Origin of the sequence: Puia dinghuensis (genome assembly GCF_014642875.1) — a bacterium.
Taxonomy (GTDB): Bacteria; Bacteroidota; Bacteroidia; order Chitinophagales; family Chitinophagaceae; genus Puia; species Puia dinghuensis.
In genome coordinates this window covers 436701-450741 of the sequence record NZ_BMJC01000006.1, presented here as the reverse complement: position 1 = coordinate 450741, position 14041 = coordinate 436701, and the positions used below count along the sequence as shown (strand labels likewise).

13 protein-coding genes are annotated in these 14041 nt (G+C 50.4%); 6 read left to right on the top strand and 7 right to left on the bottom strand.

Going from position 1 to position 14041, the window contains the following annotated elements; genetic code table 11:
* Window positions 1–158: 158 nt before the first annotated feature.
* A complete protein-coding gene (locus IEY39_RS27140) occupies window positions 159–1526 on the top strand; it encodes a 3-keto-disaccharide hydrolase (protein ID WP_188937551.1) in 1368 nt (455 codons plus the stop codon).
* A gap of 14 nt (window positions 1527–1540) precedes the next feature.
* Here IEY39_RS27140 and IEY39_RS27135 read toward each other — a convergent pair whose 3' ends face one another.
* The 5 genes from IEY39_RS27135 to rpsF form a co-directional block, all read right to left on the bottom strand.
* The gene (locus IEY39_RS27135; RefSeq protein WP_188937549.1) at window positions 1541–2869 is read right to left on the bottom strand and encodes a Gfo/Idh/MocA family protein; all 1329 of its coding nucleotides are present in this window, start codon (window positions 2867–2869) and stop codon (window positions 1541–1543) included.
* Window positions 2870–2974: 105 nt separating this feature from the next.
* Window positions 2975–3343, bottom strand: coding sequence for an RNA-binding regulator (gene rbp / locus IEY39_RS27130; protein ID WP_188937547.1), 369 nt, complete (start codon window positions 3341–3343; stop codon window positions 2975–2977).
* Window positions 3344–3775: 432 nt separating this feature from the next.
* Window positions 3776–4222, bottom strand: a complete 447-nt coding sequence (rplI, locus tag IEY39_RS27125; protein ID WP_188937546.1) for a 50S ribosomal protein L9 — start codon at window positions 4220–4222, stop codon at window positions 3776–3778.
* 6 nt (window positions 4223–4228) lie between these two features.
* Window positions 4229–4495 (bottom strand): 30S ribosomal protein S18, encoded by a 267-nt coding sequence (gene rpsR, locus IEY39_RS27120; RefSeq protein ID WP_188937544.1) that lies wholly within the window; start codon window positions 4493–4495, stop codon window positions 4229–4231.
* A gap of 3 nt (window positions 4496–4498) precedes the next feature.
* Complete coding sequence (gene rpsF / locus IEY39_RS27115) at window positions 4499–4852, bottom strand: 30S ribosomal protein S6 (RefSeq protein ID WP_188937543.1); 354 nt, start codon at window positions 4850–4852, stop codon at window positions 4499–4501.
* Between the two features lie 180 nt (window positions 4853–5032).
* Here rpsF and htpG point away from each other — a divergent pair, with 180 nt between their 5' ends.
* Window positions 5033–6883, top strand: coding sequence for a molecular chaperone HtpG (gene htpG / locus IEY39_RS27110; protein WP_188937541.1), 1851 nt, complete (start codon window positions 5033–5035; stop codon window positions 6881–6883).
* A 2-nt stretch (window positions 6884–6885) separates the two neighbouring features.
* On the opposite strand, the gene recJ is transcribed toward htpG, so the two are convergent.
* Both recJ and IEY39_RS27100 read right to left on the bottom strand, forming a co-directional pair.
* The gene (recJ, locus tag IEY39_RS27105; RefSeq protein WP_188937539.1) at window positions 6886–8622 is read right to left on the bottom strand and encodes a single-stranded-DNA-specific exonuclease RecJ; all 1737 of its coding nucleotides are present in this window, start codon (window positions 8620–8622) and stop codon (window positions 6886–6888) included.
* Between the two features lie 2 nt (window positions 8623–8624).
* On the bottom strand, window positions 8625–9587 hold the full coding sequence (locus IEY39_RS27100; RefSeq protein ID WP_188937538.1) for a polyprenyl synthetase family protein: 963 nt from the start codon (window positions 9585–9587) through the stop codon (window positions 8625–8627).
* A gap of 299 nt (window positions 9588–9886) precedes the next feature.
* Here IEY39_RS27100 and IEY39_RS27095 point away from each other — a divergent pair, with 299 nt between their 5' ends.
* The 4 genes from IEY39_RS27095 to coaBC all read left to right on the top strand — a co-directional run bounded on the left by IEY39_RS27095 (window position 9887) and on the right by coaBC (window position 14032).
* On the top strand, window positions 9887–11518 hold the full coding sequence (locus tag IEY39_RS27095) for an OmpA family protein (protein WP_188937537.1): 1632 nt from the start codon (window positions 9887–9889) through the stop codon (window positions 11516–11518).
* Between the two features lie 139 nt (window positions 11519–11657).
* Window positions 11658–12473: an outer membrane protein assembly factor BamD gene (locus IEY39_RS27090; RefSeq protein ID WP_188937533.1), complete on the top strand. Its 816-nt coding sequence runs from the start codon at window positions 11658–11660 to the stop codon at window positions 12471–12473.
* Window positions 12448–12789, top strand: coding sequence for a DNA-directed RNA polymerase subunit omega (locus IEY39_RS27085; protein WP_188937531.1), 342 nt, complete (start codon window positions 12448–12450; stop codon window positions 12787–12789). Before IEY39_RS27090 ends, IEY39_RS27085 begins: the two co-directional genes overlap by 26 nt.
* Window positions 12743–14032: a bifunctional phosphopantothenoylcysteine decarboxylase/phosphopantothenate--cysteine ligase CoaBC gene (coaBC, locus tag IEY39_RS27080; RefSeq protein ID WP_229689113.1), complete on the top strand. Its 1290-nt coding sequence runs from the start codon at window positions 12743–12745 to the stop codon at window positions 14030–14032. Before IEY39_RS27085 ends, coaBC begins: the two co-directional genes overlap by 47 nt.
* Window positions 14033–14041: the final 9 nt, after the last annotated feature.

Here is a 14041-nt window from a genome sequence, read left to right as displayed (position 1 = left end):
AGCCCCTCATGGCCGATGGTACTGCACCACAATGCGGGAGAGTAGGTAGCTGCCATATTCATTACAAAGAGCCTCATCGAAAGATGGGGCTTTTTTATTTTTTAGCATCCTCGATATTCCTTCCTTCCCTTACCTTTATTGCAGTAACTATTCTTGCAATGAAAAAACAATCGATCCTGACACTCGCTGGCTTCCTTCTGGCCTCTTCCATCTTTGCCCAATCCTGGACCCCACTCTTCGACGGTAAGACATTAAACGGCTGGAAAAGACTGGCCGGCACCGCCGAATACACGGTAGAAGATGGTGCCATCGTTGGCACCAATGTACCCAATTCCGGCAACACCTTCCTCGTCACCGAAAAGGAATATGGTGACTTTATCCTTGAAATGGATGTGAAGATCATGGATACGACCAGCAACTCAGGCGTTCAGATGAGAAGCCATTACGATGCGGCAGGACATCAGGGGAAGGGGCTAGTTTATGGCTGCCAATTCGAGATCGATCCTTCCTCTCGCCGTTGGTCGGGTGGCATATACGACGAAGGCCGCAGAGACTGGCTCTACCCCGGATCGCTGAATCCCACGGCCCAGGATGCTTTTAAAGTCGCCGAATACAACCACATCCGCATCGAATGCATCGGCCATGACATGAAAACATGGATCAACGGCAGGGCCATCGCCTATCTCGTCGATACGGTAGACCATCTCGGCTTCATCGGCCTGCAGGTGCACGCCGTACGCGATGCAGGGTTAGCCGGAAGAAAAGTCTATTTTAAAAATATCCGCATTCAGACCACCGGCCTCCAATCCAAACCCTTTCCCCCGGGTATCTATGTCGTCGACAATATTCCCAACCATCTTACCACTTATGAAAAGAATAGTGGCTGGAAACTGCTGTTCGACGGCAAAAAAGCCGACCAATGGGTTGGGGCGTATAAAGATAAATTCCCCGACACGGGCTGGATCGTAGACAACGGCATGATCAGCGTCCACGAAAAGGCAGGCAAGGAAGGTGGCACCGGCGGCGACATCGTCACGAAAGCTGTATATAAGGCCTTCGATCTGTCCTTCGATTTCCTTCTGACACCCGGCGCCAACAGCGGCGTAAAATACTTCGTCCGGCTTGCACCGGAAGAGAAGACGACCGGCTCGGCCATCGGGCTCGAATACCAGATATTGGATGACACGTTGCATCCGGATGCCAAATTAGGTCGCAATGGTGACCGCACCCTTGCATCGCTATATGATCTCATCACGGCCAATAAACAAAAGCGATTCATCCACCCGATGGGACAATGGAATACCGGCCGCATCATCGTCTATCCTAACAACCACGTCGAGCATTATCTCAATGGAGTAAAAGTGCTGGAGTACGAAAGAGGGTCTCAGGCCTTCAGGGATCTTGTCGCCATCAGCAAATACAAGATCTGGAAAAGTTTCGGCGAAGCGCCCGAAGGGCATCTCCTGCTACAGGATCATGGCAATGACGTCAGTTTCAGGAGCATTAAGATCAGGGTCCTGCAGTAACGCATCGCCGCCAACTAACCCATCATCGTATGTACTACGGGCTCCCAGCCTTTTTCATAGGTGCGTCGCCATAGCGCAGCTGCCTCCTTATTGTCCAGGATATGCCCGTTGGACGGGTCGCAGTGGAAGGAGCCCGATGTCCGTTGCGCGATGTTCGCCAGATGGCAGAGCAGCACGCTCTTGGCGCCTTCATCGACGGGCTGGGTGAGTGTGGCTTCTCCTCGCACCGCCTTGACGAAATTGTCGAAGTGATAAAGATCGAGGTTGCCGCTGGCGGCTACAGGATTGGTGGGATCGGCCGCCACTTCGGACTTCACTTCCTTCACCAGTTTGTTCTTTTCGTCGAATATTTTATAGTCGCCCCCACCCAGGTTTACGAGACTGCCTTTGTCGCCATAAATGATGAATCCCCGACCACTCCCTTCCACAGGATAGTTGTTGCAGCTGCGCCCTTCCCAGGTGATGGCTTTGCCTTCCGCAAACTCAAAGGTTGCAAGCTGGGTATCCGGGGTCTGCCAATCGTCTTTGAAAGCATAGCGTCCGCCGCCGGAAACCACCTTGGTTGGATAGTTCAATCCCATAAACCACCGGCAGCAATCCAGCTCGTGTGTCCCGTTGTTACAGGCTTCTCCCGTCCCCCAATGCCAGAACCAGTGCCAGTTGTAAGGGACCAGGTTATCCTGGTAGTCCCTCCTTGGCGCGGGTCCCTGCCAAAGCTCGAAGTCGAGCGTTGAAGGGACGGGGACCTTCTTCCCGAAACCGATGGACTTGCGATTATTGGCGTACCAGGCCTTACCCAGGTAAGGATTCCCGATGGCGCCTTCCTTCACTTGCTTTGCGGCTTCGATGAGGGAAGGAAACGACCGCCGCTGACTACCCATTTGGATATGTTTGTTGTAGGTATGAAGGGCCTTGGTCAGCAATTCGCCTTCATACGGATTATGTCCGCAGGGCTTCTCTACATAGACGTGTTTGCCATTTGCTACACCAAGGATGGCGGCAGGTGCATGCCAGTGATCGGGCGTCGCTATGATGAGGGCATCAAAGTCTTTTTGCTGCACCAGTTTGCGGATGTCATGAACGACCGTTGGCTGCCGTGGAGCGTCCTTTAATGCGGCTAATCCGTTTTGAATCGCCTTCGCTTCAACATCACAGATGTAGGCAACTTCTACATTGGGTAATTGCGAGAAAGATTTGGCAAGATAGGCCCCCCGGCTGTTGACGCCCATTACTGCGACAACTACTTTGTTGCTGGGTGCCATTTTGCCACGTATGGGAAAATTGAGGATTGTCACCCCGGCGGTAGCCAGGGAAGTGTTACGGATGAATTCTCTTCTGCGCATGAGCAATCGATTTGACTACAAGGTAACGGCAAAAAACTTTAGCCAAATAAAAAATCCTTTCTGTTGGCAGAAAGGATTTTAGACAAAGAGATATCGATGGTTAGATTAATAATCCCTGTTGTAGCCGCCACCGCCGCCGCGGTCATAGCCACCTTTCTTGTAACCTCCACCGCCACCGCCGCCGCCGAAGCTCCGCTTTTTGTAACCACCACCGCCACCGCTGCCGCCTTGTTGTTTAGGCTGCGATTCGTTAACGATGATCTTGCGGCCCATCACTTCGCTGTCATACAGGTTGGTGATGGCTTGCTGAGCCTCGCCGTCGTCTTCCATCTCGACGAAGCCAAAGCCTTTGCTGCGACCGGAAACTTTGTCTTTCACGATCTTGGCGGAAGCAACGGTGCCGTGTTGTTCAAAAAGGTTCCTGAGATCCTCATCGGTCATCTGCCAGGAGAGGTTGCCTACATAAATGTTCATTGTACAAAAAATTAAAAAATGAAAAAAACTACTCTACCTACTGTTAGACTATAATGACTGAGGAATCTCGCTGGATAGGAAGTTACGACAGCCTAATGACAACACTAAATAAAATAGAGCTATTGTAAAGATAGCAATTTTTATTACTTGTTAAAATTTTGCCCTGAATCGCCCAAATTTAGCATTGGTCAGGTTTTTAGCCGATTTCATAGGCAGCAAAAAGCAATTTTGTACATATTCAATTCGAGATTCTTTAAGGTATTAACAAAAAAGTAGATATACGAATAAAAAAGCCCGCGATTTATTCGCGAGCTTTCAATTAATCAGCTATTTTATTAGCAGGATTTTAGCTTGGATCGGCCGGAGGTCGATCGCCCGCAAGGGCAATCTATTCGGATGGGCCGGAGGACCATCGCCCGCAAGGGCAATCTATTATTCCGCCGTGACTTCGAACTCTACTTCGGCCTCATTGCTGTTGCCGAAATCGACCTTGGCTTTGTATGTGCCCAACTCCTTGACTTCGTCAAGAATATGGATCCTGCGACGATCGATCTCATAGCCTTTCTGGTCACGGATGGCACGGGCCAGCTGGACAGAAGTGACGCTGCCAAAGATCTTCCCGCTGGTGCCGGTTTTGGCGCCGATCTTCACCGGAGAAGCCTTAAGCACTTCGATGACCTTGTTTACTTCGGCCATCAGCTTTGCTTCCTTCTTCTGCAATTGCTTCATCCGCTCTTCCAGCTGCTTTAAGTTGGAAGGATTGGCTTCTACAGCCAATTTGCGGGGAATCAGGTAGTTGCGGGCGTAGCCATTCCGTACACTTACCTTTTCGTGTGCAGAACCGAGATTATCTACGTCTTGAATTAAAATGATTTCCATTTCGTGTTACTTTAAAAGGTCTGTTACATACGGCAGTAATGCCATCTGACGGGCTTTCTTCACCGCGTCCGACACTTTCCGCTGATATTTCAGGGAATTGCCGGTTATACGGCGGGGTAATAACTTCCCCTGCTCGTTCAGAAATTTCTTGAGAAACTCGGCATCCTTATAGTCGATATACTTGATACCGTACTTCTTGAAGCGGCAGAATTTCTTAGCGCGTTTCTCAGGCTTTATCGCCGTCAGATACTTGATCTCGTTTGCTTTTGCCATCGGTTAAGCCCCCACTTTTTCTGTGCCTGTAGGTACGCCGCTTCTCTTTTTGGCATTGTACTCGACGGCGTATTTATCGAGTTTGGTAGCCATGAAACGTAACACGGTTTCGTCGCGGAGAATCTGGATCTTCAGCTTCTCATTGAAGTCGGATGGCGCATTGTACTCCAGAACCCAGTATAAACCGGTAGTTTTTTTCTGGATGGAATACGCCAGTGATTTCAGACCCCAGGGATTTTCGTGCAGTACTTCTCCGCCATTGTCTTTTACGAAAGAAGCATATTTTTTCTGAGCGGCTTTGTAATCCTCCTCAGACAGCACAGGGGTAAAAATCACCATCAATTCATAATTGTTCATGATCCCTGTTAATTGTTTAAAAATTTGAAAAATATGAAACGGGCTGCAAAGCTACGGGTTTTAGGTCGAAATAGCAAAACTGGATGGAATCCTTGACACTGTGTCAGCCCGGCGACAAATGGCATTTTCTTTGATTTTAGCCACAGGCCTAATAAAATATACCATAAAATACTATCGACCATGCAAAAAGGAAATATCCGGGTTCAAACCGAAAACATCTTCCCCATCATCAAGAAATTCCTTTATAGCGAACATGACATCTTTATCCGGGAGTTGGTCAGTAATGCCGTTGACGCCACCCAAAAGCTAAAGACCTTATCTTCCCTGGGTGAGGCGAAGGGTGAGTTAGACGATTTGACTATTGATATTCAACTAGATACGGAGAAAAAGACGATCACCATCTCTGATAAAGGGGTAGGGATGACGGGAGAGGAAGTGGATAAATACCTCAACCAGGTGGCTTTTAGCGGGGCCGAAGAGTTCCTCAAGAAATATAAGGGCCAGAACGAGACGAACATTATCGGGCATTTTGGCCTCGGATTCTATTCGGCCTTCATGGTCAGCGAGCGGGTGGATGTGATCACCAAAAGCTATCGGGAAAACGCCCAGGCTGTCAAATGGGAATGCGATGGCAGCCCGGAATATACCCTTGAAGATGCCGAAAAAGCCGACCGGGGTACGGACATCGTCTTGCATATCAATGAAGAAAGCACGGAGTTCCTGGATGCCGAAAGGATTCGGACCACACTCAAAAAATTCTGCCGTTTCCTCCCTATCCCCATCCGGTTTGAAGGAAACCAGATCAACAATCCCCAGCCCGCCTGGACGAAAAAGCCCAGCGAACTGACATCGCAGGATTACCAGGATTTCTACAAGGAGCTGTATCCCTATAGTGAAGCCCCCTTGTTCTGGATCCACCTGAACGTAGATTACCCCTTCAACCTGACGGGCATTCTTTATTTTCCTAAGATCAAACAAAGCTACGAGATCCAGAAAGACAAGATCCAGCTGTATAGCAACCAGGTCTTTGTTACGGATGAGGTGAGTGATATCGTGCCCGAGTTTCTTATGCTGCTGCATGGGGTCCTCGACAGTCCCGATATCCCGCTCAATGTAAGCAGAAGCTACCTGCAGGGCGACCCCAATGTAAAGAAGATAAATAACCACATCACTAAGAAGGTGGCCGACAAGTTGGAGGAGATATTCACCAAGGAAAGAAAAGAATTCGAAGAGAAGTGGGAAAGTCTTGGGTTATTCGTCAAATACGGAATGATGACGGATGACAAATTCCTCGAGAAGGCGACGAAATTCCATATCATGGAAGATGTGAAGGGCGGGAAGTTCTATACCCTGGAAGAATACCGGGCTGCGACGGAAGCGCTACAAAAGAACAAGAATGAGCAATTGGTCATCCTCTATACTACCAATCCCGTCCAGCAGGATAGCTATATCCAGCAGGCACAGGCAAAAGGATTTGTCGTCGTCAAACTGGAGACCATCGTCGACGCAGCATTCATTAATCAAATGGAGACCAAATGGGAGAAAGTACATTTCACCCGGGTGGATGCCGATATCGTCGACAACCTCATCGACAAGGCCGATGCAAGCGGCAGCGTGCTTACCAGCGACGAAGAGTCTGCCTTGGCAGCATTGTTTGACCGCCAATTGCCCGAGCTTCACGTGACCGTGGAAGTAAAAGGGTTGAGTCCCGAGGCGCCCCCTGTCATCGCTACACGGCCGGAATTTATGCGTCGGATGAAAGATATGGCGGCCATGAACGGCGCAATGGGCGGTTTCTACGCGAATATGCCGGATGAAGTGACGCTCACCGTAAACGGCAACCATCCTATCTACCAGACCATCCTGAAAGAAGGCGATAGGAGCAAACAGGAAAAGCTCGTCCATAATCTATCCGATCTTGCGCTTTTGTCCCAGGGATTGCTGAAAGGGAATAACCTGACGTATTTCATCCAGCGCAGTGTCGACCTTATGGGCGGTGAGGCAAAATCGAAGATCATTCTGGAAGCGTAAGGCTAATGATGGGCCTCTGGCCGGCGGACCTCCGGTCCGTCCTGGCTTGGCGCAAGGTCGATCACCTTCAATTGCAAGGTCTTGATATTATTCCACTCGTTCTCTTCCAGCGTGAATACCACATCTACCGGTGTTCCCGCCTGGAGGAGAGCGAATTTGGCGGCCAGGCCGAAACCGATGCCGTCCGCCTGGAGACTGCCCTGCTGCAGGCTGAAGCGGATGTGGTGCTCTTTGACGATGCGTGATCCTTTGTCCATCAGCCGGCGGGCTACAAACACCGGTTGGGTGTTGCCTGGACCAAAGGGCTGCATCTGTTCCAAAATTTTATAAAAGCCTGGCCGGATGGCATCGAAGGGCAGTTCGGTGTCAATGATCAGTTCGGGACGCAGTGATTGCGGTTGGATGGTGGCCGCAACCGTCATCTCGAAACTGCGGGCAAAATCCTCGACCTTTTCCGGCAGCAGGGTGATGCCTGCCGCGGCGAAGTGCCCGCCATAGCCCAATAAATGTTCCCGGCAGGCATGAATGGCTTCGTAGACATTGAACCCGTTGACGCTTCTGGCGCTGCCGGCGATGACTTCTCCGCTGCGGGTCAATATAATAGTAGGACGGTAATAGCGCTCGATAAGCCGGGAAGCGACAATGCCAACGACTCCCTTGTGCCAGTGGGGTTGATAAAGCACCGTAGACCTACGACCGGTATGGCCGGCATCCTTTTCCAGGATAGCCAGCGCCTCTTCGGTGGTATTGCTGTCTGCCTCCTTGCGGTCGGTATTGTCGGCATGCAGCTGGCTCGCGTAAGAGAGCGCCTCTTCCAGGCTGGGCGCCGTAAACAGATGGACCACTTTCCGGGCATCATCCATTCGCCCCGCGGCGTTTACACGAGGCGCGATCATAAACACCAGGTTCACCATCTTCAACTCTTTTCGAAGTTCGCTCAGCTGGATCAGGGCTCTGATGCCGCTGTTGGGATTTTCATTCACCTTTTTCAATCCATAATAGGAGAGGACCCTGTTCTCCCCGTCCACGGAAACGATGTCTGCGGCAATGGCAATGGCTACGAGGTCGAGATACTGCAGCGCTTCTTCTGCACCAAATCCCAGGCTTTCGGCCAGGGCCGTGATCAGCTTGAATCCTACCCCGCAGCCGCAGAGCTCCTTGTAAGGATAAGGGCAACCCTGCTGTTTGGGGTTCAGGATGGCGGCGGCCTGCGGGAGTTCGGCGTCCGGCAGGTGGTGGTCGCAGACGATGAAATCGATGCCCAGGCTGCCGGCATAGGCAATGAGGTCGGCTGATTTTATACCGCAGTCAAGGGAAATGACCAGGGTAAAGCCGCCAGCGTGGGCGTGGTCGATGCCCAGCCGGGAGATCCCATATCCTTCCCGGTAGCGGTGCGGGATGTAGAAATCTATCTTTTCGGGGGGACAGCATTTCCGGAGGAATTGAAAAACACAGGCTACTGCCGTTGTCCCATCCACATCGTAATCCCCGTAGACGAGGATCTTCTCCTGCCGTTGGCGGGCCAGGAGGATCCGCTCGACGGCTTTGTCCATGTCTTTCATCAACCAGGGATCATGCAGGTCGGCGAGCTGGGGGCGAAAGAAGCTGCGCGCCTGGTCGAAGGTCTGCACCCCACGCTGTACCAGTATCCGGCAGAGGAATTCATTGATCCCCAGGGATGCCTGCAGCGCGCGGACCTCCCTGGTATCCGCGGGCAATATGTTCCAGAGTTTGTCCATTTTTAATATCTCCTGTCCGTGGTATAACGGACCAGTTCTTCAAGCCCCTTACGGGCATCACTATCTTCAAACTCGTGCAGGATAGCCAGGGCTTCATCCCGGTAGGTATACATGCGTTGGGTGGCATATTCGATGCCTCCCGTTTCGGCTACTTTCTTTATGACATATTGTACCTTCTCCTGATCTTTGTTCTTGTTCTTAATAATAAAGATCATTTCCCGCCGGGTGGCCTTGTCCAGGTTGTTGAGGGCGTAGATCAGTGGCAAGGTCAGCTTTTTCTCCTTTATGTCATTGCCGGTGGGCTTACCGACGTTTTCCGAGCCATAGTCGAACAGATCATCCTTTATCTGGAAAGCGATACCCACTTTCTCACCGAACAACCGCATCTTCTCGGTAAGCACCTCGTCATGGGATGTCGCAAACGCGCCTGCGGCACAGGAAGAGGCCAGCAGGGAGGCGGTCTTGTTACGGATGATCTCGAAATAAACAGTTTCACTTAAATTGAGGGATCTCGATTTCTCCATCTGAAGCAATTCCCCCTCGCTCATTTTGCGAACTGCGTCTGATAGCAACTGTAAGACCCGGAAATCGCCATTATCGAGGGAAAGCGACAGCCCTTTCGACAGCAGGTAGTCGCCTACGAGGACGGATATCTTGGATTTCCATAATGCATAGGTCGAAAAGAAGCCTCTGCGCTCGAGAGATTCATCTACCACGTCGTCATGCACGAGCGTTGCAGTGTGCAGCAATTCCACAAGGGATGCTGCCCGGTAGGCGGATTCATTGACGGGGCCGCATAGTTTGGCGGAAAGCAGCACGAACATGGGCCTCAACTGTTTGCCTTTCCGGTTGACGATGAACTGCATGATCCTGTCCAGCAAAGGGGTCTGGCTCTTCACCGCTTCCTTGAACGTCTTTTCGAAAACTACCAGCTCTTCGCGTAATATGGATTGTGCTGTCTTCATTTATAGATAATGGTAATGACAACCCTATACAGGATCGACCCGTATAAGTTGAACGGAAGAACAATATTACTACTTTGAAAATATTTTCAGATGAATGCATCTAATTTTAAATTCAGGCTGTCTAACGGCGGTCGCAATACAACTTTTATTTCATATGTATTGTTAAAAAAATTTGGTTATTGATCATCAATATCTATTTTTGCACCATATTCTTCTCAGGTTTAATTCATTCATTCACATAAACTTCAGTTATGGCAAGTAAAAAAATGACTCTTTTATTTGGGTTACTCTGCCTGCTTATGTCATACACGCAGGCCCAGACAGTGGGCAGCAGCTATGATATTCGGGATTCTTCGCTCATTCCTACAAGACGACTTGCACAGCACAACGAATTCTTGAACAACGCTTATCCTTTTCCGGCTAAGCCAAGGAATGAATGGGAGATCGGAGTCAAAGGAGGGTATACTTCCGGTTTTACTTCCGTCGCTAACTGGGGTCCTACGGGTGGTTTCGGTTTCCATATCCGGAAAGCCCTGGGCTATGTGGTTTCCATAAGAGCAGAATACGATTGGATCCGCCTGAGAGGCTTGAATTACCAGTATTCGCAGTCCTACGGTAAGAACTCAGCCCTGACGCTGCCGATCCTGTACCCGCAGCAAGCAAACGGCACCTATGCGCCTATCTTTTATAACTACCGTTCGACGGTGCACGAACTTACCTTCCAGGCATTATTCGCCTTCAACAATATTAATTTCCACAAGGCAAAGACCGGCTGGAATGCTTATGTGTTTGTCGGCGCCGGCCCCATGACTTATGGAACGCTGTACAAGCAGGATGGCAGCTATCTACAGGGGTATCAGAATGTGATCAACCAATTCCCGGTGGAAGATTACAAACATAAGGGTGATATCCGCAGTGCCCTCAAGAACGTACTTACCGGCAACTGGAACCATATAGCCGAAAGGCCTACCACGAGTGCTAAGCTCGGCGGCGTACCGCTCACCATCGTGGGTGTGACCGGTGTGGGCTTCGAGTTCAAATTGAACGACCGTTGGAACATCGCGCTGGAAGACAAGTTCTCCTTTACGGGGACAAAGTTGCTGGCCGGCCAGCAATGGCAGAACAACTACACGCCGGGATCCACCAACAGCATCGCGCAGGTGCCTTCCAGCGACAAATACAATTTTGTTTCCCTGGGCCTCAACTACAACATCTTCGCCAAACATGCTGTCGAACCTCTCTGGTGGCTCAATCCCCTGGATTATGCTTACAACGAGATCAACCAGCCCCGTCACATGAAACTGCCGAAACCGATATTGGATGATACCGATGGTGACGGTGTTACCGACCAGTTCGACCTGGAACCCAATACCCCCAAGGGCGCCCCGGTTGATACCCACGGCGTGAGCCTGGATACGGATGGTGACGGTGTACCCGACTACAAGGATAAGGAAAAGATCACTCCGACCCAGTGTCAGCCCGTTGACGCCGACGGAGTAGGGAAATGCCCTGATCCGCAATGTTGCAAGGACCTCAAGAATCTCATCGATTCCGCTGGTCTGGGCTATGGCCACAAGTGCGGCATCGGCGATCTGCCCAGCATCACCTTCAAGGGCCGTTCGGTCAACCTGACGAAAGAGCACAAGCAGCTGCTGTCTACCGTTGCCCAGAAGATGAAAGACAACCCCAACTGTAGGGTAGCTGTCATCGGCTATGGTGAATCCAGCAAGGCCGCTCAACAGCTCAGCTGGGATCGCGTTAATGCTGTCATTAACTATCTCGTTGAAAAAGAAGGGATTAGCTCCGACCGGTTTATCTTCCGCTATGGTCAGAGCGGTGGTGAAGAGAACACCATCGACCTGAAGGACGCCACCGGCGAAGAAGGACCGAATACGGTGCCTGCCCCGCACCCGAACCTGCGCAGGAAATAGACAATATTCATTCAGTCGATACGAGAGGCCGTCTTCAAAGGAAGACGGCCTCTTTTTAGTTTATCCTTAACGCTCGATTTTTGGGGTAAATAGTAAATACCTGCATATTTGTCCAAAAACCTTAACTTTGCAGGCCTTTATGCGTCAATTTACTGTCTTATTTTTAGGGATACTCTTGTTCACCTCCTGCTCGAACTTTTCTAAAGTGATGAAAAGCAATGACTATGATTATAAGTTGCGGGTAGCTGACAAGTATTATGATCAAAAAGATTACAACCACGCCCAGCAATTATTTGAAGAGTTGTTCCGCATTTTCAAGGGTAGCGAGCATTTTGAGGATATTTATTACAAATTCGCCTATTGCGCTTATTACCTGAAGGATTACGCCAATGCGGAGAACCTGTTCAAGGGCTTTGTGGAGAATTTCCCAAACAGCAATAAGGCCGAAGAGATGGATTATATGCGGGCCTATACTTTTTTCAAGCAGTCGCCAAAGGTAGACCTGGATCAAACCAATACGACCAAGACCATCGGTTTTATGCAGGCCTTCATCAATACCCACCCCGGCTCTGACAGGCAAAAAGAGGCTACCACCATCATTGATAAATGCCGGGCAAAGCTTGAGCTGAAGGATTATAAGAGCGCCCAGCTGTATTACGATCTGGCTTACTATAAGGCTGCCGGTGTGGCGCTCACCAGTCTTATGAACAGCTATCCGGATTCTGAAAAGAGTGATGAATATAAATACTTGATAATCAAATCGGATTATCAATTTGCCCTGCAGAGTGTCGAAGAAAAGAAGATCGAACGTTTTGAAATAGTAGTTACGCAATGTAACGAGTTTGTCGATCGTTTTCCAGATAGCAGGCTGAATAAAAGTGTTCAGGAATACCTGACCATTTCTCAAAATAACATTAAATCGTTAAAAAATGAGCAGGCTAAGACGGCAAATTAATGCAAACACTACGAATGTAGTGGAAACAAAGAACCTTACCGATATCAAGGCGAAGACCGGGAATCTGTACGAGTCCATCGCTATCATCGCGAAAAGGGCTAACCAGATAAACATCTCCCTTAAGGAGGAGCTGCATAACAAACTGGAAGAGTTTGCCAGCCATACCGATAGCCTGGAAGAGATTCATGAGAATAAGGAGCAGATCGAGATCTCCAAGGCGTACGAGCGGATGCCCAACCCGGCTCTGCTGGCTACCCAGGAATTCATGGATGAGAAGATCTACTATCGCCGCAACGACGACGATCTCTTTAAATAACCGCATTCTGCAACGCAAGAGGGCGCTACAGGCGCCCTCTTGTCATTTAGAAGCCATGCTACAGGGAAAAAAGATCTTACTCGGTGTAACAGGCAGTATTGCCGCCTACAAGTCGCTTCTGCTGGTCAGGCTCCTGATAAAGGAGGGGGCCGAGGTGAAGGTGATCCAGACCCCTGCCGCCCGCGACTTTGTTACCCCGCTTTCGCTCGCCACCTTGTCAAAAAATCCCGTTCTTTCCGACCTTTTTGCGGGCGATACCTGGGCCAATCATGTAGAACTGGGGCGCTGGGCGGATATTTTTGTCGTCGCCCCCCTCAGCTGTAATACCCTGGCCAAGATGGCCACAGGACTCTGTGATAACCTGCTTATGGCCACCTGGCTGTCGGCCGTATGCCCGGTGTTGCTGGCCCCTGCGATGGATGAAGACATGTGGCGTCATCCTGCCACCGAAGCCAACCTACGCCGGTTACAGGCTTTTGGCAACAGGATCATCCCCGTAGAGAAAGGGGAATTAGCGAGCGGGTTGTTTGGGGATGGCCGGATGGCCGACCCGGAGACGATCGTGGAATTCATCCGGGAGATGCTCACGGTCAAGGCGGGTGATCTCAAAGGCCGAAAAGCCCTGGTAACTGCGGGTCCTACTTATGAGGCTATTGATCCGGTGCGGTTTATCGGCAATCATTCCTCCGGCAAGATGGGAATCGCCATTGCGGAGGAGCTGGCCCGGCGCGGGGCAGCCGTTCACCTGGTGTTGGGGCCTTCTTCACAGGTGGTTACCACTGCCGGCATCGACCTGCATCGCGTCACCTCGGCGGAAGAGATGTACAATGTTTGCGTCGCCCAATTTGCCGGGGCTGATATTGCCGTCCTCTCGGCCGCCGTGGCTGACTATACTCCAGCCGTCAAGGCGCCGGAAAAGATCAAAAAGAACGATGATACGCTGGTGCTGGAGCTCACCCGGACAAAGGATATTCTCAAGACGCTTGGCGGGCTGAAAAAACAGGGGCAGATGCTGGTCGGTTTTGCACTCGAAACCTCTGACGGCCGGTCGTATGCCCTGGGTAAGCTGCAATCCAAAAATGCCGATTTTATCGTGCTCAATTCCCTTAGTGATGAAGGCGCCGGATTTGGGTTCGATACCAATAAGATCACCATTTTCGGGAAAGACGGCTCCGAGCGCTCGTTTGAAAGAAAACCCAAGCAACAAGTAGCAAAGGATATCGTTGATACTATAGTAAAGTAAACCGGTTGT